Source organism: Massilia eburnea (assembly GCF_009720745.1).
GTDB lineage: Bacteria > Pseudomonadota > Gammaproteobacteria > Burkholderiales > Burkholderiaceae_D > Rugamonas > Rugamonas eburnea.
Window position 1 is genome coordinate 123298 of record NZ_WNKX01000009.1, and the last position, 17907, is coordinate 141204.

Genomic DNA, 17907 nt, shown 5'->3' on the forward strand with positions numbered 1-17907 from the left:
CTCTTGTTGAACGGGTATGATAGCACTGTGAATGCACTACATTTTCGCCGTCCACTGCTGGCGGCACTGGTAACGGGCCTGCTGCTGGCCGCGCCGGCGGGGCAGGCGCAGCAATCCGAGCTGCCGACGCTGGGCGATGCGTCGCGCGAGGACATGTCCCCGGTGATGGAAAAGCGCTTGGGCGAGCAGATCATGCAAAGCCTGCGCTTCGATCATGACTATCTGGATGATCCGCCCATCATCGACTACCTGAACACCTTCGGCACCAAGCTGGTGGACGCGCGTCCCGGCGCGCGCGGCGATGCAAACCTTGAGTACTACTTCTTCGCCATCCGCGACAAGAACCTGAATGCCTTCGCGCTGCCGGGTGGCTATATCGGCGTGCACTCCCAGCTGCTGCTGGCGGCGCAGACCGAGTCGGAGCTGGCCTCTGTCCTGTCACACGAAATCGGCCACGTGGCGCAGCGCCATATCGCGCGCCAACTGGGTGCGCAAAAGAATGACGCCCTGATTCCGCTGGCGGCGATGCTGCTGGCGGCGCTGGCCGCCAAGTCCAGTCCCGACGCGGCGATCGGCGTGTTCATGGGCGGGCAGGGCCTGGCCATCCAGCGCCAATTGAATTTCGGCCGCGATGCGGAGCGCGAGGCAGACCGCATCGGCTTCCAGATCATGAATGCTGCGGGCTATGACGCCAGCGGCATGGTGTCCTTCTTCCAGCGCATGCAGAACAGCACGCGCATGTACAGCGACGTGGTGCCGCCGTGGCTGATGACCCACCCGCTCACCACCGAACGCATCGCCGATATCCAGGCCCGCATCCGCGAGCAGAAATACAGCCAGCGCGTCGACAATATGGACTTCCACCTGATCCGCGCGCGGGCCCGTGTGCTGCAGGACGAGAGCACTCCGGGCTTGCTGGAAACGGAGAACGTCTTCAAGAACCAGATCCAGCAGCCTGGCCGGCAGAATGTGGCCGCAGGCCAGTACGGCATGGCCATGGTCGCGCTCAAGCGCTCCGAGTTCAAGGCTGCCAAGGATTGGCTGGACAAGGCGCGCAACACCATCGAAAAACCGCCTCCAGCGGGCGCTTTCAGCAATCCGATCCCGCTTGGCACCAGCGAGTCTGCGCTGGCGTACATGTCGCTGGAGATCAAGCTGGCGCAGGAAGACAAGCCGGAAGTGATCGCCGCAGCCATCGAAGAAGCCAAGCAGGCGCAGGGCCGCTTCCCCTTGTCGCGTGGCCTGGTGTGGCAGTATGCGGACGCCATGATCAAGGGCGGCAAGTACGAGGAGGCGACGCGCTTCCTGCGCGACCAGCTGCAGATGTACCGCCGCGAGCCGGAGCTGCATGACTACATGGCGCAGGCATACGCCAAGCAGGGCAAGATCGCCCTGCAGCATATCTCGCTGGCGGAATCGTATGTCCTGCTGGGAGGAACGCTCGCAGCCCTGGACCAGCTGGCGCTGGCGCGCAAGGCGCCCGACGCAACTTACTACGACCAGTCGGTGATCGATGCCCGCGAGCGCGAGCTGCAAGCCAAGCGCCGCGAGGAGTTGGGCGACAAGAAGAAGGACAAGGACTGAATTATTTGAAGGGCTCTTCCACGCGCTTTTTCAGCTCCGCGTCATATTTTGGATCCGCCAGGAACTGGACCATCTGCTGACAAAGTTCACGCGCCTCTGCGTCGTGGGATTCGAGATAAGCGAACTGTTCGCGCTGCAATTCTTCCGTTTTCGCTTTGAGGTCGACACCCGGTTGCGCTAATTTGGTTGATGAATCATAAAGCCACTGCTGGTACTTCGCATAATACGGCCCTATCCTTTCCTTCCATTGGTTGAAAGTCTTCAGATAGGGAGGATTCAGGTCTGGAGCCTTTCTCAGGCACAGTGCATTGAGTTGCACTGCCTGCGCCTCCATGTCGATCGGCAGGGGAATGATCGGCGAAGATGCCAACGCCGCGTTTGTAGCGCCCAGCAGGATTGCGAACGCGAGTGGACGGAAAGGGCATTGCGTCATCATGCTCCTTCAGGTTGGGGGAAGCGCTGGAAACGGAATGCAGCCGGGACCCTGTCGCGCGACATGGCAGCTAGTGGCACGCTGCGGGCGCCAACGCGCAAGGTCAGCGGCGACAGTCCTGCGGGATCGCTTGCCGCAGCATCGAGCCATGCCAGCAGGGCATTATCGCCGACGGGACGGCCGTTGAGCTCCAGTTGCGGCAGCACTTGGGCGAAGTCTCGGTCATCCAGCTGGGCCAGCACGTCGCCGCTGCGCAGCAGAAGCTCGCCCGCCTCCGTCAGCCAGGCCGCATCCACCTCGCCCAGCGGCGCTCCGGTGTGCAGTACAAAGCCGTGGAGCGGATCGGTGCGTGCAATGAACGGTGTAGCCTCCAGGTTCAGGTACACGCGCTGTGGACCATTCTGGAAGTACCAGCAACCACGTTCATCACTCTGGTAATTGCGCGTGATGAAGCCCACCAGCGCAGGATTGGTCAGCTTGTCCCCCGCCTCGTTGAAATGCTGCGCGCGCTCATCGCGCATGCGCCAGTTGCCGCGCGCATCGAGCGCCAGCCAGCCGTAGCAATGCGGCACGTTGGGCCACTTGGCCATCGCCTGTTTGACTATTTCATCCATCGCTCAAGCCTCGGCCATCTCGGTCATTTCTTTCGCAGTGAGGAAGTTCAGCATGCGCAGCGGCAGCCAGTCCAGGCTGCCCGGCAGGCGCCCGGTGGCAAAACCGACATGGCCGCCTTCCTCTGGATAGTCCAGCACCACCTGGCGCGAGGCTTTGCGCGGCAGGTACTCGCCCGGCATGAAGGGATCGTTCTGCGCGTTCAGCACCAGGGTCGGCACCGTGATATCGGTCAGGACGTGCTTGGCGCTGGCGCGGTCCCAGTAATCGTCCGCATCGCGGTAGCCGTGCAGCGGCGCCGTCACCACATTATCGAAGGCGTGCAAATCTTGCGCCGCCATCAGGGCATCGAGGTCGAACAGGCCGGGGAATTGCTGCAGCTTGGCCACGCATTTCGGCTTCAGCGTCTGCAGGAACATGCGCGTGTACAGGCGGCTCAGGCCACGCGACAAGGCATTGCCGCCTTGCGCCAGGTCGAGCGGCGCCGACACCGCGCAGGCCGCGTCGACAAACTCGGCCTGGTGCTGCGACTCGCCCAGCCAGCGCAGCAGGACATTGCCGCCCAGCGAAACGCCGCAAGCGTAGAACTTGCCGCTCGCGTGCGGATGCAGGCGGCGGATGATCCAGTCCAGTTCACCGGAATCGCCTGAGTGGTAAAAGCGCGGCGCCAGGTTCGGTTCGCCGGAGCAGCCGCGGAAATGCGGTACGGCGCCGGACCAGCCGCGGCGCTTGATTTCCGCCATCAGGGCGCGCGCGTAATGGCTGTCGGACGAGCCTTCCAGTCCATGGAACAGCACCACGAAAGGCTTGCCGGGGTGGCCGTCAACGAAATCGACATCGATGAAATCGGCATCCGGCGTATGCCAGCGTTCACGGCGGAAACGTACGTCCGGCTTGGCTATGCAAGTAGCCGGATAGATGGTCTGCAAATGGCCGCTAGGCAGCCAGAACGGGGCAGTGTAATTCATGGCGCGGCTGGGATCGTCCCAGCGGGCCCGATCCCCCTTTTTCAGTGCAGAATTTGAGCGCGCGGATCGACGGGAACTGGTCCCGGCGCTACAGACACATGATGCAACACAATGCGCCAACCTTTCGGTGTCTTAACGTACACATTGGTCGCAATCAGGTGCGCCGGCTCGCCGCTTGCCGCTGTGACGCCCTCGATGACAGTATGCACCGAACTCATCAGGTTGTGTGTCTCATGCAGCTGGGAAGGGCGAATTTGCAACCCGCCGTGTTCCAAAAGTGCACTCCAGGATTCGCGGATGGCGCGGTGGCCGATCAGGCGCGGGCCGCCGGGATGGACGCAGACGATTTCCTCGTCGTCGGCCCACAGCGCCATCAGGGCTTCCAGGTCGGCCCGGTTCAAGGCATCGTAAAACGCGGCTTCGACTTCCGCCGCACTGCCATTCTGGTGTTTACGCGCTGCCATCCGGGCTCCGGTTCGGTGTGATTAATGGTGGCCGACTTCGGTACCAGGCTTCAGCTTATACTGGGTACCGCAATATGGGCACTTCGCTTCACCATGCTTGAAGTCCAGGAACACGCGCGGGTGCGAAGACCACAGCGGCATGGCTGGATTCGGGCAGTAGGCCGGCAGGTCTTTACCATCGAGTTCTACTGGCTGGGTGGCGTTGCTCATTTTATAACACTCCGCGAGATCAAAAACCAAGATTTTAATCCATCCGGGCAACGAGAAGCATTCGTCGGTAGAATGTCGGCTTTCCCATGCAGCGGCCGGTGCAGCCGTGGCAAAGATCCCACATGAGTCATCCCTTGAGCGAGCCCGACGTCGCGGCTCACCACGAACCTTCCTGGCGCGCCGGCCTGAAAGACGGCATGCCGCCCCTGTTTGGCATTGCCGCCTGGGGCATGGTGGTCGGCGTGGCGATGGTCAAGTCGGGCCTTAGCGTGATGCAGGCGCTGGGCATGACGCTGGTGGTGTTTGCCGGATCGGCCCAACTTGCCGCGCTGCCACTGATCGCGGCTGCCGCGCCGATCTGGGTGATCTTCGTCACCTCGGTCGTGGTCAACCTGCGCTTCGTGATCTTTGCCGCCTTGCTGGCGCCGCACTTTGCCAAGCTGTCGCTGCTGCGCCGCTTCTTCTACGGTTACGGTACCGGCGACCTGACGACCGCCCTCTATCTGCAACGCTTCCCAAGCGAAAAGCCGGAAGAGGGCAAGCTCTCCTATTTGCGCGGCCTGCTGTACCCGAACTGGATCGCCTGGCAGGGCGGCTCGATCGCCGGTATTTTCCTGGGCAGCGCAGTGCCACCGGAATGGGGGCTGGGGTTTGCCGGCACGCTCGCGATTGTCTGCCTCGCCGTGCCGATGGTGGCCACCCGTCCCGCCCTGGTTGGCGCGCTGGCAGCCGCCGTGACCGCAGTGCTGGCGCACGCCCTGCCTTACAAACTTGGCCTGCTGGCGGGCGTGGTTGTGGGCATGGTGACCGCAATGGTGGTTGAGGGACAAATCGAACGACGAAAGGCGGCCAATGTCTGATCTTGAAATCTGGCTGACCATCGCCGCCATGGCTTGCGCTACTGCACTCACGCGTTCTTCGTTCTGGGTGATTGGTGGCCACATTACGATCCCGACCCGCGTGCAGGGGATGCTGCGCTATGCGCCGGTGTGTGCGCTGGCCGCCATCATTGGCCCCGACCTGGTGATGGATCCGCAGGGCACAGTGGAATTCAGCTTCCACAACTACAAACTGATTGCAGGCGTCGTTTCGATCGCCTACTACCTTGTCCGCCGCAGCATGCTCGAGACGATCGTGTTCGGCATGGCATGTTTTACGGCGCTGCGCTTACTGCTTTCCTGAGGTACATTGAGCGGTCACAAACTTTTGGCCCGGCAGGGCAGGAGATGCGATGACGGAACTTGACCACATGATCTTGCGGGTGAGCGATCCGGCGAGGTCGATTCGGTTTTATGAAGACGTGCTGGGATTCAGGCACGAGGGCAGGGCGGGGCCGTTTGAAGTGGTGCGGGTGAATGAGGGCTTTACGCTGGATTTGCTGGCGGAGCCGCCAAGCGAGCACCTGCACCTGGCTTTCCGCGTTGACCCCGAACACTTCGAGCGCGTGATGGTGCAGCTGCGCGAGCGGCACATTCCGTTTGGCGGCAACCATATGGACCGCAGCGGCGGCCAGCCCCAACCCCAATACGGTGCGCGCGGGCTGGCGCTGGCTTGCTATTTCGAGGACCCGGACGGGCATAACCTCGAAATCCGCTACTAGACCTGCCACAGCTTGCGCGCTTCCTCGGCAATGATGTCGGGGAATTCTTCCTGGAAGAAGAGCTTGCCTTCAGGGATGGCGCGGATGCCTTGCGAGCGCGGGAACAACTGATCGAGGTAGCGTGCATCGGCGATGGTGAAGATGGTGTCGCTCGCGCCCCAGACCATGCGCACTGGCACCGTGCTGCGACGCAGTTGCGACTCGATGCCGGCCAACGGGTTGGGGGACAAGGCATTGTGGAACTCATGGTACTGCGTGCGCCGCAGCGGTGAGCTGACCAACGGCGCAGCGTAGTACTCGATGATTTCGTCGGTCAGTTGCGCGGGGTTGTGGAAGACGGCGGCGCCAAAGGTGGCGCGCGCCATGGCTTTGTCGGTCAGCCATTTTGCGGTGTCGTCGGCCAGCGTGCCCTTGCGCGCCATTTCAAGCACCGGAGCGATTTCCTTGGGTGGGCTGTGCGGCTCGATGTCGCAGTTGGTCAGCATCATGCTGCGCACGCGCTGTGGATAGCGCAGCAGGAAGAGTTGGGCGACCGCGCCGCCGCTGTCGCTGGCGATGATGTCCACAGTGCCGGCGCCGAGTTTGTCGAGCAGGGCGGCCAGCATGTCAGCTTGCGCGCTGGCTGCCAGTGACTGCCCGGCGGGGACTTCGGAATATCCCAGCCCCATGAAATCGGGCGCAATGCAGCGGCGGTATGGCGACAGGCGCTCAATTGCGCCGCGCCATTGGAAGCTGTTCAGTGGCGCGCCATGCAGGAACAGCGCTGTTTTGGGGCCGACGCCGCGCTCGACGTAGGCGATGCGGCCGAAGGGCAGTTCGGCAAATCGGCGTGCCGCACGGAAGTTGGCGACATCGGTCAGTGCTGCTGACGGCGATGCGCCGGGCGCGGCGATGGAAAGGCGCGGGGCGGCGCTGGCGGCGAGCATGGCGCCAGTCAGGGTGAGGAAGTTTCGACGTTTCAATGCGATCTCCGTTGGGTGGCATTTGGTGGGATCGATGCTATCGGCGCCGCACCCCTATTGCGCGCATAATCGGCCGGCGGCGAGCACAATCGGCTGATTTTTTGATTGCGCGGCCGGGCAAATTGGCGCACTCTCCTATTTCCTGCGAGCCCACTCGACGACCGCTCGCGCGAAAGCGACTGCCATGACTACCAGACCTTCGTGTTACCCGGAGCGGGACGCGGTGCCGCTGCTGGATGTATTGACCTCGCCCGTGCCGGTCGGGCGCTTTGACTCGCCGCTCGATGGCCGCCACGTGCTCTGCCTGCACCTTGGCGCGCCGGTGCCGGTCAGCTACCGCGCCGGGCGTTATGAGCGGCAAGGCACGCGCCTGCATGGCCAGTTCTGCGTTGTCCCCGCTGGTTCAAGCACGCGCTGGACATTGACGGCGCCGGCCACCTCGCTGCTGCTGCGCCTGAACCCATCCCTGATGAACGATACGGCCGAACATATGCGGCTGGGCCCCGAGCTGGCGCCGGCTATCCACATTCGGGATCCGCAAATCGAACGCATCGGCTGGATGATGCAGGCCGAAGAGCTCGACAATCATCCCGGCGGACGCATTTTTGCCGACAGCCTGGCCAGTGCACTGGCCGCGCGCTTGCTGGCGCTGCAAACGCTGGCGTCCCGCCGTCCTGCCGCGGCCCCGGTGCGGGCCTTGCCCGCCTGGCAGCTGCGTGCGGTCGAGGACTATATCGAAGCCAACCTTGACCAGGACCTGACGCTGGCCGAGCTGGCCGCCGTGGCCGGCTTCAGCGTCTCCCATTTCAAGGAATTGTTCCGCCAGGCCGCCGGCATGCCGGTGCACCGCTTCGTCATGGCCCGCCGCGTCGAACGCGCCCGCCAGCTTTTCCTGGAAGGGAAACTCACCAATACCGAGATCGCCCTCGAAGCTGGCTTCGCCCACCCGAGCCACATGGCGCGCTGCGTCCGGCAGCTCTCTGGCCACGGCCTGGCAGATTTGCGAAAAGCTTGTTAGCCCCGGCTTCGCCAAAATCCTGGCCGTCTGCTCGTATGGGCGATTGCCATGACCCGCACATGGTCGGGGAGTATCTGGTAAATTATTTTGAAGGGAAAATTCCGCAGTGGGTAAGCGCGGAATCTGGGACCTAGCGAAGTACCGAGTTTTGGATTGGCCGCAATCAGTTCAACGATTCGTTTTGCTTCTTGCGCAAAAGCTTCGCTAATCACATGGCCGGTGTGCTTTGCGTAGAAATTATGCGCTTGTCGCAGCTCATCTTCCGCCGCTGCAACAAAGAAGTATTTCACTTCAAATTGGACTGCAGGCGGGCAAACACGATTTCGCCGGCAACCAATTCTGCGCTGCCGTCTTCAAACGCTGCCACTCGGCGATCCAGTTCCTTGCCCCAGGCTTCGTCATAGCCCGGTTCCAGAGGTAGACTGGCAATCAGCATTTCCAAAAGTGCTTCCCTTTCTTCGGGAGGTAGTTGGAGCGCTGCTGCGGCAATTTGTTCGAGCGGCTTGTTCATGGAATCTATTGTAGTCCCGAAGCGCCCGGCACGTGATTGAGCAAAATCAATGTTTCTTGATTGGCAATAAAATATCGGCTTTTCCTATCCTTAACAAGCGGCTAAGGGGCCCCGGCTTAAGGTAAAATAGCGGTCTTTCCAACAGTGACCCCTGAGTAACCATGCTGAAATTCAACCGCCTGGAAGACCTGGTAGCGCAAAACGCCCTGCAAGGTAAGCGCGTCTTTATCCGTGCAGATCTGAACGTGCCGCAGGATGATGCGGGCAATATCACCGAAGATACCCGCATTCGCGCCTCGATTCCAGCGATCAAAATGGCCCTGCAAGCCGGCGCCAAAGTCATGGTTACCTCCCACCTGGGCCGTCCGACCGAAGGCGAATTCAAGCCTGAAGACAGCCTGGCGCCAATCGCCAAGCGCATGTCCGAGCTGCTGGGCCAGCCCGTTGAACTGAAGCAGAACTGGGTGGACGGCGTGGAAGTGGCGCAGGGCCAGGTCGTGCTGCTGGAAAACTGCCGCGTCAACAAGGGCGAAAAGAAGAATTCCGACGAGCTGGCCCAGAAGATGGCCAAGCTGTGCGACGTGTACGTGAACGATGCCTTTGGCACCGCCCACCGCGCCGAAGCGACCACCCACGGCATCGCCAAGTTCGCGCCGATCGCTTGCGCCGGCCCGCTGCTGGCCGCTGAGCTGGATGCGCTGGGCAAGGCCCTGGGCGCGCCGGCCCGTCCGCTGCTGGCTATCGTGGCCGGCTCCAAAGTATCGACCAAGCTGTCGATCCTGAAATCGCTGGCCGACAAGGTGGACAACCTGATCGTCGGCGGCGGCATCGCCAACACCTTCATGCTGGCTGCCGGCCTGAAGATCGGCAAGTCGCTGGCGGAAGCGGACCTGGTGTCCGAAGCCAAGGCCATCATCGACCTGATGGCCGCCCGCGGCGCCACCGTGCCGATTCCGGAAGACGTGGTGTGCGCGAAGGAATTCTCGCCAACCGCCGCCGCTACCGTGAAGGCCGTGGCTGATGTGGCCGACGACGACATGATCCTGGACATCGGTCCCAAGACCTCGGCCAAGCTGGCAGCCCAGATCGCCGAAGCCGGCACCATCGTCTGGAACGGCCCGGTCGGCGTGTTCGAATTCGACCAGTTCGGCGAGGGCACCAAGACCCTGGCCATGGCGATCGCCAACTCCAAAGGTTTTTCGATCGCGGGCGGTGGCGACACCCTGGCCGCGATTGCGAAATACCAGATCACCGACAAAATCGGGTACATCTCCACCGGCGGCGGCGCCTTCCTGGAATTCCTGGAAGGTAAGACCCTGCCAGCAGTGGAGATCCTGGCGCAGCGCGCCCAGTAACACGGTAAAAGGCGCCCGCAAGGCGCCTTTTGAACTTTTTAAAGCTCACACGAAGGAATCTTCATGGCACGTGGTACCAAGATTGTCGCAACGATCGGCCCAGCATCGACCGACCTGAATATCCTGATCCAAATGATCAAGGCAGGCGTTGACGTGGTCCGCCTGAACTTCTCCCATGGCAAGGCGCAAGACCATATCGACCGCGCGGCCCTGGTGCGGAAAGCGGCGGCGGAATGCGGCAAGGAAGTGGCGATCATGGCCGACATGCAAGGTCCGAAGATCCGTATCGGCAAGTTCGAGAACAACAAGATCGAACTGGCCAAGGGCGACAAGTTCATCCTCGACGCCAAGTGGGGCGAAAACGGCGAACTGGGCAACCAGGAGCGCGTGGGCCTGGACTACAAGAGCCTGCCGACCGACGTCAAAGCCGGCGACGTGCTGCTGCTGAATGACGGCCTGATCGTGCTGACCGTGGACAAGATTGTCGGCAGCGAAATCTACACCACCACCAAGATCGGCGGCGAGCTGTCCAACAACAAGGGCATCAACCGCCAGGGCGGCGGCCTGACCGCGCCGGCGCTGACCGCCAAGGACATGGAAGACATCAAGACCGCGATGTCCTTCCAGGCCGATTACCTGGCGATCTCGTTCCCGAAAAACGCCACCGATATGGAAATGGCGCGCCAGCTGGCGAACATCGCTGGCGAACCGTTCGGCTTCAAGCCGATGATGATTGCCAAGATCGAGCGCGCGGAAGCGATTCCTGCCCTGCAGGAAATCCTGAACGCCTCCGACGGCATCATGGTGGCCCGCGGCGACCTGGCTGTCGAGGTAGGCAATGCCGCCGTGCCTGCGCTGCAAAAGCGCATGATCCGCATGGCGCGCGAGTCGAACAAGATCGCCATCACCGCGACCCAGATGATGGAGTCGATGATCTTCAACGCCGTGCCGACCCGCGCCGAAGTCTCCGACGTGGCGAACGCCGTGCTGGACGGCACCGATGCCGTGATGACTTCGGCAGAAACCGCCTCCGGTAAATACCCAGTGGAAACTGTGGAAATGATGGCGGCCATCTGTACCGAAGCCGAGCAATCCGAATACAACAAGCTCGATGCGGACTTCCTGAACGCCCGCTTCACCCGCATCGACCAGTCGATCGCCTATGGCGCCCTGTTCACCGCGCACCACCTGCGCGTGAAAGCGATTGTGGCCCTGACCGAATCCGGCTCCACCGCGCTGTGGATGAGCCGCCACAACATCGACACCCCGATTATTGCGCTCACGCCGAGCACCACCACCCAGCGCAAGCTGGCCTTGTACCGCAACGTTTGCACCCACCAGCTGATGCAGGATGCACCGACCGACGTCGTGCTGCGCGCCGCAGAAGACCTCCTCGTAAAACAGGGTATTGCCCAGAAGGGCGATATGATTGTGGTTACCTGGGGTGCGCCGATGGGCAAGGTGGGCGGCACGAATGCGCTGCGTATCGTGAAAGTAGGTGAGTTCACACACCGCGCCGACTCGGCACGTTAAACGATATGCGCTGCTTTTGCCGCTCATAAGGTGGCAAAGGCCTTAACGATTTCTTTATTGTTATTGGAGTTCTACCATGTCCCTCGTATCCATGCGCCAACTGCTGGACCACGCCGCTGAACACGGCTACGGCATCCCAGCTTTCAACGTCAACAACCTGGAACAAGTGCAGGCCATCATGGCTGCCGCCGACGCCGTCAACGCACCAGTGATCATGCAAGCTTCGGCTGGCGCCCGCAAATACGCTGGCGAAGCCTTCCTGCGTCACCTGATCGACGCAGCGATCGAAGCCTATCCGCACATTCCAGTCGTCATGCACCAGGACCACGGCCAGTCGCCGGCAGTCTGCATGGCTGCGATCAAGTCGGGCTTCTCGTCCGTGATGATGGACGGTTCCCTGATGGCTGACGGCAAGTCCGTCGCTTCCTACGAGTACAACGTGGAAGTGTCCAAAGAGGTGGTGAAGTTCTCCCACTCCATCGGCGTGACCGTGGAAGCGGAACTGGGCGTGCTGGGCTCCCTGGAAACCATGAAGGGCGACAAGGAAGACGGCCACGGCGCGGAAGGCACCATGACCCGCGAAATGCTGCTGACCGACGTGGCGCAAGCTGCCGATTTCGTGCAGAAGACCCAGTGCGACGCGCTGGCCATCGCGATCGGCACCTCGCACGGCGCCTACAAGTTCACCCGCAAGCCAACCGGCGACATCCTGGCGATCGACCGCATCAAGGAAATCCACGCCCGCATTCCTAACACCCACCTGGTGATGCACGGTTCTTCCTCGGTACCGCAGGAACTGCTGGCCATCATCCGCGAATTCGGCGGTGACATGAAGGAAACCTACGGCGTGCCTGTCGAAGAAATCCAGGAAGGCATCCGTCACGGCGTGCGCAAGATCAATATCGACACCGATATCCGCCTGGCCATGACCGCTGCCGTGCGCAAGTTCATGTTCGAAAACCCATCGAAGTTCGACCCGCGCGACTTCCTGAAGCCAGCTCGCGCTGCTGCGGAAGAAGTGGTGAAGGCACGCTTCCTGTCGTTCGGCTGCGAAGGCCGCGCGTCGCTGATCAAGCCAATTCCGCTGGAGAAGATGGCTGAGCGTTACAAGGCCGGTGAGCTGGCCCAGATCGTTAAGTAATAAAACCCGGCAAGGCTGGGTCAGACCCAAGGGTCAGACCCACGGCCTGCGACTGCCGCGTGAACAGGGTCTGACCCTTGGGTCAGACCCAGGTTTACCGGGTCTAAAAAATCTCAAAGTACCCCCGCCATGAACAGCCTGTACAAATCCTCCATCAAATCCCTCCCCCTGCTGGGCCACGGTAAAGTGCGCGACAACTACGCCGTCGGCACCGACAAGATCCTGATCGTCACCACCGACCGCCTGTCCGCGTTCGACGTCGTGATGAACGAACCGATCCCCGGCAAAGGCATGGTCCTGAACCAGATGTCGGACTTCTGGTTCGAGAAACTGGGCCACATCGTCCCTAACCACCTGACCGGCGTCACGCCAGAGTCCGTGGTGGCTCAGGACGAAGTAGAGCAGGTCAAAGGCCGCGCCGTTGTGGCGAAGCGCCTGAAGCCGATCCTGGTGGAAGCGGTGGTACGCGGCTACATCATCGGCTCCGGCTGGAAAGACTACCAGGCCACTGGCTCCATCTGCGGCATCAAGCTGCCGGAAGGCCTGCAGCAAGCGGACAAGCTGCCGCAGCCAATCTTCACCCCGGCCGCCAAGGCCGACCTGGGCGAACACGATGAAAACATCTCCTTCGAAGAGATGGAAAAGAAAATCGGCGCCGAACTGGCCGCCAAGATCCGCGACGTCGCGATCAAGCTGTACACCACGGCCGCCGACTACGCGGCGACCAAGGGCATCATCATCGCCGACACCAAGTTCGAATTCGGCCTGGACGACAATGGCGTCCTGCACCTGATGGATGAAGTACTGACCGCCGATTCCTCGCGCTTCTGGCCGGCTGACTCCTACCGTCCTGGCATCTCGCCACCGTCCTACGACAAACAGTTCGTGCGCGACTACCTGGAAACCCTGACCGACTGGCAGAAGACCCCGCCGGCACCGGCCCTGCCAGCCGAAGTGATCGAAAAGACCCAGGCCAAGTACTTCGAAGCCATCGAACGCCTGACCGGCGAAAAGCTGAAGGTATAAGCCATGTCGGACAACAAACCACTGGTCGGCATCATCATGGGCTCGTCCTCGGATTGGGACGTGATGAAGAACGCCGTCGACATGCTGAAGCAGTTCGGCGTGCCGTATGAAGCGCAAGTGATCTCCGCCCATCGCATGCCGGACGAGATGTATGCCTACGCCAAGAGCGCCCGTGCTCGCGGCCTGCGCGCCATCATCGCCGGCGCCGGCGGCGCGGCCCACCTGCCGGGCATGGTCGCTGCCATGACCATCGTGCCGGTGCTGGGCGTGCCCGTGCCGTCCAAGTACCTGCGCGGTGAAGACTCGCTGCTGTCCATCGTGCAGATGCCGAAGGGCGTGCCGGTGTCGACCTTCGCCATCGGCGAGGCGGGCGCTGCCAACGCGGGCCTGACGGCTGTGGCGATCATCGCCACCACCGACGACGCGCTGGCTGCAAAGCTGGAAGAGTTCCGTGTGTCGCAAACCGCGGCCGCTAAAGCAATGGTTTTGCCTGTATGAGTAATGTGAAGAATCCTCCAGCGTGGCTGGGCGTGATGGGCGGCGGCCAGCTTGGCCGCATGTTCGCGCACGCCGCGCAGAGCATGGGCTACAACGTGGCCGTGCTGGAGCCGGCCGCTGACTGCCCGGCCGGGCAGGCGGCCAATCGCCTGATCAACGCCGGCTACAGCGATGCCCCCGGCCTCGATGCACTGGCTGCACAATGCGTGGCCGTCACCACCGAATTCGAGAACGTCCCGGCCGACAGCCTGTCGCGCCTGGCGCAATCGGTCTTCGTGGCGCCGAATGCACACGGGGTGTCCGTGGCGCAGGACCGCATCGCGGAAAAGAGCTTCTTCGTCGCCAGCGCCGCCAAATCCGGCGTGATGCCGGCGCCGCACAAAGTGATCGACAGCGACGCCGCCATCGACGCCATCGGCGATGAGCTGCTGCCGGGCATCCTGAAGACGGTGCGCATGGGTTACGACGGTAAAGGCCAGGTGCGCGTGAAGTCGCGCGAAGACGTGCGCGCAGCGTATGAATCCATGGGCAAGGTCACCTGCCTGCTGGAGAAGATGCTGCCGCTGGCGTACGAAGTGTCGGTGCTGACGGCACGCGGCGCGGATGGCGCATCGGTCGTCTACCCGATCGCCGAAAACGTGCACCGCGACGGCATCCTGTTCACGACCACCGTACCCGGCCCGAACATCACCGCGGACTGCGCCGCCAAAGCGCAGCGCGCCGCGCAAGCGATCGTGGCGGAGCTGGGCTATGTGGGCGTGCTGTGCATTGAGTTCTTCGTGCTGGCGGACGGTTCGCTGGTCGTGAACGAGATGGCGCCGCGCCCGCACAACAGCGGGCACTACACCATCGACGCCTGCGTCACCAGCCAGTTCGCACAGCAGGTGCGCGCCATGGCCGGCCTGCCGCTGGGCGATGTGCGCCAGCATTCGCCGGCCGTCATGCTGAACATCCTGGGCGACATCTGGTACGAAGGCGAAGGCGACGATGTGCGCGAACCGGCGTGGGACAAGGTGCTGGCGCTGCCAGGCGCCAACCTGCACCTGTACGGCAAGGAAGAACCGCGCCGTGCGCGCAAGATGGGCCACCTGACCTTCGTCGCCCCGACGCTGGCGGAAGCGCAGCAGCACCTCAACGCCGCTTGCGCCATCCTCGGGATCGCAGCATGACCGACGCATCAACACGCGCCCTTGCCGCAGCCGCGGCCGCGCCTGCCGACATCGCCGCTGCGGCTGCGGCGCTGGAAGCGGGCGCGCTGGTCGCATTTCCCACCGAGACCGTTTACGGCCTCGGTGCGGACGCAGAAAATCCGGCCGCAGTGGCAAAGATCTACGCCGCCAAAGGCCGTCCGCAAGACCATCCCGTGATCGTGCACATCGCGCCCGGCGCCGACCTCGATTACTGGACCACCGAGGTTGCACCGGAAGCACGTGCGCTGGCCAGCCATTTCTGGCCCGGCCCATTGACCCTGATCCTCAAGCGCAACGCCCACATCCCGGACGCCGTCTCCGGCGGGCAGGACACGGTCGGCATCCGCTGCCCATCGCATCCGGTGGCGATGCAGCTGCTGCAGGCATTCAAGGGCGGCAAGGGCGGCGTTGCAGCGCCTTCCGCCAACAAGTTCGGCAACGTCAGCCCGACCACCGCGCAGCACGTGCGCGACGAGTTCCACGACGAAGTAGGGCAGGGCAATGTGATCGACTCCGTGCTCGATGGCGGTTCCAGCCAGGTCGGCATCGAATCGACCATCCTCGACATGTCGCGCCTGGCCACGCACGGCCCGGTGCTGCTGCGCCCCGGCCACATCACCGCGCAGCAGATCGCCGGCGTGATCGGCGCCATGCCGCGCCAGCCTGACCAGGCCGCGCCGCGCGCATCCGGCACGCTGGAATCGCATTACGCGCCCAAGGCCCCGGTGGCACTGTTGCCCACTGGCGACATCGAAAAAGTCCTTGCGGAGCTCAAGCTGCGAGGGCGTAGTGCAGCCCTGATCCATTACACGCCGTTTGCGCTGACTCAAGCAAATGTAGCGCTCCCTGCCGAGCCAAAGGGGTATGCTTATGGTGTGTATGCCGCGTTGCGCGCAATGGACCTGGAGCAGGTTGACGTGATCCTGGTCGAAGCGCCGCCGGCCGATGATGCCTGGCTGGGCGTCAATGACCGCCTGCGCCGCGCTGCCTTCGGCTCGACCGGCATTATTGAGCGTTTCCTGAGGTCGTAACCGCAGCGGGGCAACCCGCCTCCTGCGCAAGCGAGGAGGCAGCCATGTCCCGCATCACGGCACACATCGCACGCAGCGTGGGAGGGCTTGTTGTCGCCACCGCGCTGCTGCTTCCCGGTGCATTGGCCACCGGCGGCGCTGAATCGGGAGCCCTTGTGCGCTCCCGGCTTGCCTTCACCGAACGCGGTACACTGCTGTCAGGACCCAACCTGTCGCGCATCGACACGGGCCCCTTCAGTATCTCCAAACACATTGAACCGGCCATGCTGGCCGAAGTGCTGCAGAAAGCCGGCAGCTCGCTGGCGGAGGCCGCCGGCAAGCCGCGCTGCACCATCACCACCTACAGCCTGCGCTACAGCACCATCGGCGGCGGCGGCGAACCGACCGACGCCAGCACCGCGCTGATCCTGCCTTCCGGCGACGACCCGGAGTGCCAAGGGCCGCGCCCAGTGCTGCTGTACGCCCACGGCACCTCGACCGCCAAGGACCACAATATGGCCCGCCTGCGCGGCGAAGCCAAGCTGGTGGCTGCCCTGTTCACGGCGCAGGGCTATATCGTGGTAGCGCCCAATTACGCCGGTTACGACGGTTCCTCGCTGCCTTACCACCCGTACCTGAACGCCGAGCAGCAATCGGCCGACATGATGGATGCCATGCGCGCCGCCCGCGCCGCGATGGCGCGCCTGAAAGTGCAAGCGGGACCCCAGTTGTTCCTGGCCGGCTATTCGCAAGGCGGCCACGTCACGCTGGCCACGCAGCGCGCGATGCAGCAGGGCGATGAATTCCACGTCACGGCCGCCGCCGGGCTATCGGGCCCGTATGCCATGGCGCGCTTTTCCGACGTCGTCTTCGGCGGCCAGCCCAATGCGGGCATCACGATCTACCTGCCGCTGATCGCCACCTCCGCCCAGCGCGCCGGCGCCGCGATCTACAGCAAGCCGGACGAACTGTATGAAATGCAGTACGCCAGCGGCATCGAATCCCTGTTCCCATCGAACACAACGCGCGGCGATTTGTTCAAGCAGGGCAAGCTGCCCAAGCGCGCCATCTTTGCGCTCGACTCGCAGCCGCAGGGCAGCGGCGCCTCGGCCTATTTCAGCAATCCTCACCTGGTGCGCACCAGCTACCGCAACGCCTACCTGGAAGACGTGGCCGAGCACCCCTGCGACGACGGCGACTGCGCCCCTGCCAACAACTTGCGCAAATGGATGCTGAAGAATGACTTGCGCAACTACACGCCGCACAGCCCCTTGCTGCTCTGTGGCGGCAGCAAGGACCCGTCCGTCCCCTTCTTCAACGCCACCGCAGCGGCCGAATACTTCCGCCAGCACGGCGCGGCGCCGACCCTGGTGGACCTGGAACAGCAGGACGCGCACGACCAGTTCACGAACGCCCGCCACAGCTTCGTCCTGATACGCGAAGAGAGCATGAAAAAGGCGCGCGAAGAGGCCGAGAAGAGCGGCCGCAGCGTCGACGAAGTCATGATGGAGAGCTATCACGCCCGCCTGGCTGGCGCCCCTTGCCTGCTGGCTGCGCGCAGCTATTTCGATGCGTTGATGCGGCCGGAGGCGTCGGCCGCGCGGTGACCACAGCAGCTGCCGACAAGCAATAACTTGCACACCTGATGCGCCGCTGCTACAGTCTCGCGCCGCTTCGGTGCAAGGCTGTTGTTTTTACAAATTTCTCCTTGTATCAAGCTTGCCTAAACTGGCATATTAGTTTGGCTGCGAATAGCACGCGCGTTCGCAAAGCCTACAAGAAAACAACCCCC

General features: G+C 62.9%; 21 protein-coding genes. 13 read left to right on the forward strand and 8 right to left on the reverse strand.

Annotation, left to right across the window (positions count from 1 at the left end):
• Window positions 1-27: 27 nt before the first annotated feature.
• Window positions 28-1584 carry a beta-barrel assembly-enhancing protease gene (locus GM658_RS13980; protein WP_371865107.1) on the forward strand — a complete coding sequence of 519 codons (1557 nt, stop codon included), beginning with the start codon at window positions 28-30 and terminating at the stop codon, window positions 1582-1584.
• 1 nt (window position 1585) lies between these two features.
• On the opposite strand, the gene GM658_RS13985 is transcribed toward GM658_RS13980, so the two are convergent.
• From GM658_RS13985 to GM658_RS14005, 5 genes are read right to left on the reverse strand one after another with little or no spacing between them, the layout of a single operon-like run.
• Window positions 1586-2020, reverse strand: a complete 435-nt coding sequence (locus GM658_RS13985; protein ID WP_155454662.1) for a hypothetical protein — start codon at window positions 2018-2020, stop codon at window positions 1586-1588.
• Window positions 2017-2631, reverse strand: a complete 615-nt coding sequence (locus GM658_RS13990) for a DUF2946 family protein (RefSeq protein ID WP_155454663.1) — start codon at window positions 2629-2631, stop codon at window positions 2017-2019. The genes GM658_RS13985 and GM658_RS13990 overlap by 4 nt, the downstream gene beginning before the upstream one ends.
• A gap of 3 nt (window positions 2632-2634) precedes the next feature.
• Window positions 2635-3597: a YheT family hydrolase gene (locus GM658_RS13995; RefSeq protein ID WP_155454664.1), complete on the reverse strand. Its 963-nt coding sequence runs from the start codon at window positions 3595-3597 to the stop codon at window positions 2635-2637.
• 41 nt (window positions 3598-3638) lie between these two features.
• The gene (locus GM658_RS14000; RefSeq protein ID WP_155454665.1) at window positions 3639-4061 is read right to left on the reverse strand and encodes a YybH family protein; all 423 of its coding nucleotides are present in this window, start codon (window positions 4059-4061) and stop codon (window positions 3639-3641) included.
• A gap of 21 nt (window positions 4062-4082) precedes the next feature.
• Window positions 4083-4271, reverse strand: a complete 189-nt coding sequence (locus GM658_RS14005; RefSeq protein ID WP_155454666.1) for a zinc-finger domain-containing protein — start codon at window positions 4269-4271, stop codon at window positions 4083-4085.
• A gap of 122 nt (window positions 4272-4393) precedes the next feature.
• Here GM658_RS14005 and GM658_RS14010 point away from each other — a divergent pair, with 122 nt between their 5' ends.
• The 3 genes from GM658_RS14010 to GM658_RS14020 are packed head-to-tail and all read left to right on the forward strand — an operon-like array spanning window position 4394 to window position 5871.
• Window positions 4394-5131 (forward strand): AzlC family ABC transporter permease, encoded by a 738-nt coding sequence (locus tag GM658_RS14010; RefSeq protein ID WP_155454667.1) that lies wholly within the window; start codon window positions 4394-4396, stop codon window positions 5129-5131.
• The gene (locus GM658_RS14015; RefSeq protein ID WP_155454668.1) at window positions 5124-5453 is read left to right on the forward strand and encodes an AzlD domain-containing protein; all 330 of its coding nucleotides are present in this window, start codon (window positions 5124-5126) and stop codon (window positions 5451-5453) included. Before GM658_RS14010 ends, GM658_RS14015 begins: the two co-directional genes overlap by 8 nt.
• Before the next feature lie 49 nt (window positions 5454-5502).
• Window positions 5503-5871, forward strand: coding sequence for a VOC family protein (locus GM658_RS14020; protein WP_155454669.1), 369 nt, complete (start codon window positions 5503-5505; stop codon window positions 5869-5871).
• Here the strand turns inward: GM658_RS14020 and GM658_RS14025 are convergent.
• Entirely contained in the window at window positions 5868-6833 is a 966-nt protein-coding gene (locus GM658_RS14025; protein ID WP_211841864.1) for an alpha/beta fold hydrolase, read from the reverse strand. The genes GM658_RS14020 and GM658_RS14025 overlap by 4 nt on opposite strands.
• A gap of 184 nt (window positions 6834-7017) precedes the next feature.
• On the opposite strand from GM658_RS14025, the gene GM658_RS14030 reads away from it, so the two are divergent.
• On the forward strand, window positions 7018-7851 hold the full coding sequence (locus tag GM658_RS14030; protein WP_155454670.1) for a helix-turn-helix domain-containing protein: 834 nt from the start codon (window positions 7018-7020) through the stop codon (window positions 7849-7851).
• On the opposite strand, the gene GM658_RS14035 is transcribed toward GM658_RS14030, so the two are convergent.
• Both GM658_RS14035 and GM658_RS14040 read right to left on the reverse strand, forming a co-directional pair.
• The gene (locus GM658_RS14035) at window positions 7848-8141 is read right to left on the reverse strand and encodes a type II toxin-antitoxin system RelE/ParE family toxin (RefSeq protein ID WP_155454671.1); all 294 of its coding nucleotides are present in this window, start codon (window positions 8139-8141) and stop codon (window positions 7848-7850) included. The two genes, GM658_RS14030 and GM658_RS14035, sit on opposite strands and share 4 nt — an antisense overlap.
• The gene (locus GM658_RS14040) at window positions 8138-8362 is read right to left on the reverse strand and encodes an addiction module protein (protein WP_155454672.1); all 225 of its coding nucleotides are present in this window, start codon (window positions 8360-8362) and stop codon (window positions 8138-8140) included. The genes GM658_RS14035 and GM658_RS14040 overlap by 4 nt, the downstream gene beginning before the upstream one ends.
• A gap of 161 nt (window positions 8363-8523) precedes the next feature.
• Between GM658_RS14040 and GM658_RS14045 the strand changes: the two genes are divergently transcribed.
• The 8 genes from GM658_RS14045 to GM658_RS14080 all read left to right on the forward strand — a co-directional run bounded on the left by GM658_RS14045 (window position 8524) and on the right by GM658_RS14080 (window position 17722).
• The gene (locus tag GM658_RS14045; RefSeq protein ID WP_155454673.1) at window positions 8524-9717 is read left to right on the forward strand and encodes a phosphoglycerate kinase; all 1194 of its coding nucleotides are present in this window, start codon (window positions 8524-8526) and stop codon (window positions 9715-9717) included.
• A 63-nt stretch (window positions 9718-9780) separates the two neighbouring features.
• Window positions 9781-11250 (forward strand): pyruvate kinase, encoded by a 1470-nt coding sequence (gene pyk / locus GM658_RS14050; RefSeq protein ID WP_155454674.1) that lies wholly within the window; start codon window positions 9781-9783, stop codon window positions 11248-11250.
• 76 nt (window positions 11251-11326) lie between these two features.
• Entirely contained in the window at window positions 11327-12391 is a 1065-nt protein-coding gene (gene fba / locus GM658_RS14055) for a class II fructose-bisphosphate aldolase (protein WP_155454675.1), read from the forward strand.
• Between the two features lie 129 nt (window positions 12392-12520).
• Window positions 12521-13417, forward strand: a complete 897-nt coding sequence (locus tag GM658_RS14060) for a phosphoribosylaminoimidazolesuccinocarboxamide synthase (protein WP_155454676.1) — start codon at window positions 12521-12523, stop codon at window positions 13415-13417.
• A gap of 3 nt (window positions 13418-13420) precedes the next feature.
• Window positions 13421-13915, forward strand: a complete 495-nt coding sequence (purE, locus tag GM658_RS14065; protein ID WP_155454677.1) for a 5-(carboxyamino)imidazole ribonucleotide mutase — start codon at window positions 13421-13423, stop codon at window positions 13913-13915.
• Window positions 13912-15084 (forward strand): 5-(carboxyamino)imidazole ribonucleotide synthase, encoded by a 1173-nt coding sequence (locus GM658_RS14070; protein ID WP_155454678.1) that lies wholly within the window; start codon window positions 13912-13914, stop codon window positions 15082-15084. Before purE ends, GM658_RS14070 begins: the two co-directional genes overlap by 4 nt.
• Window positions 15081-16136: an L-threonylcarbamoyladenylate synthase gene (locus GM658_RS14075; RefSeq protein WP_155454679.1), complete on the forward strand. Its 1056-nt coding sequence runs from the start codon at window positions 15081-15083 to the stop codon at window positions 16134-16136. Before GM658_RS14070 ends, GM658_RS14075 begins: the two co-directional genes overlap by 4 nt.
• Window positions 16137-16180: 44 nt before the next feature.
• On the forward strand, window positions 16181-17722 hold the full coding sequence (locus GM658_RS14080) for an alpha/beta hydrolase family protein (protein WP_155454680.1): 1542 nt from the start codon (window positions 16181-16183) through the stop codon (window positions 17720-17722).
• The last annotated feature ends 185 nt before the right edge of the window (window positions 17723-17907 follow it).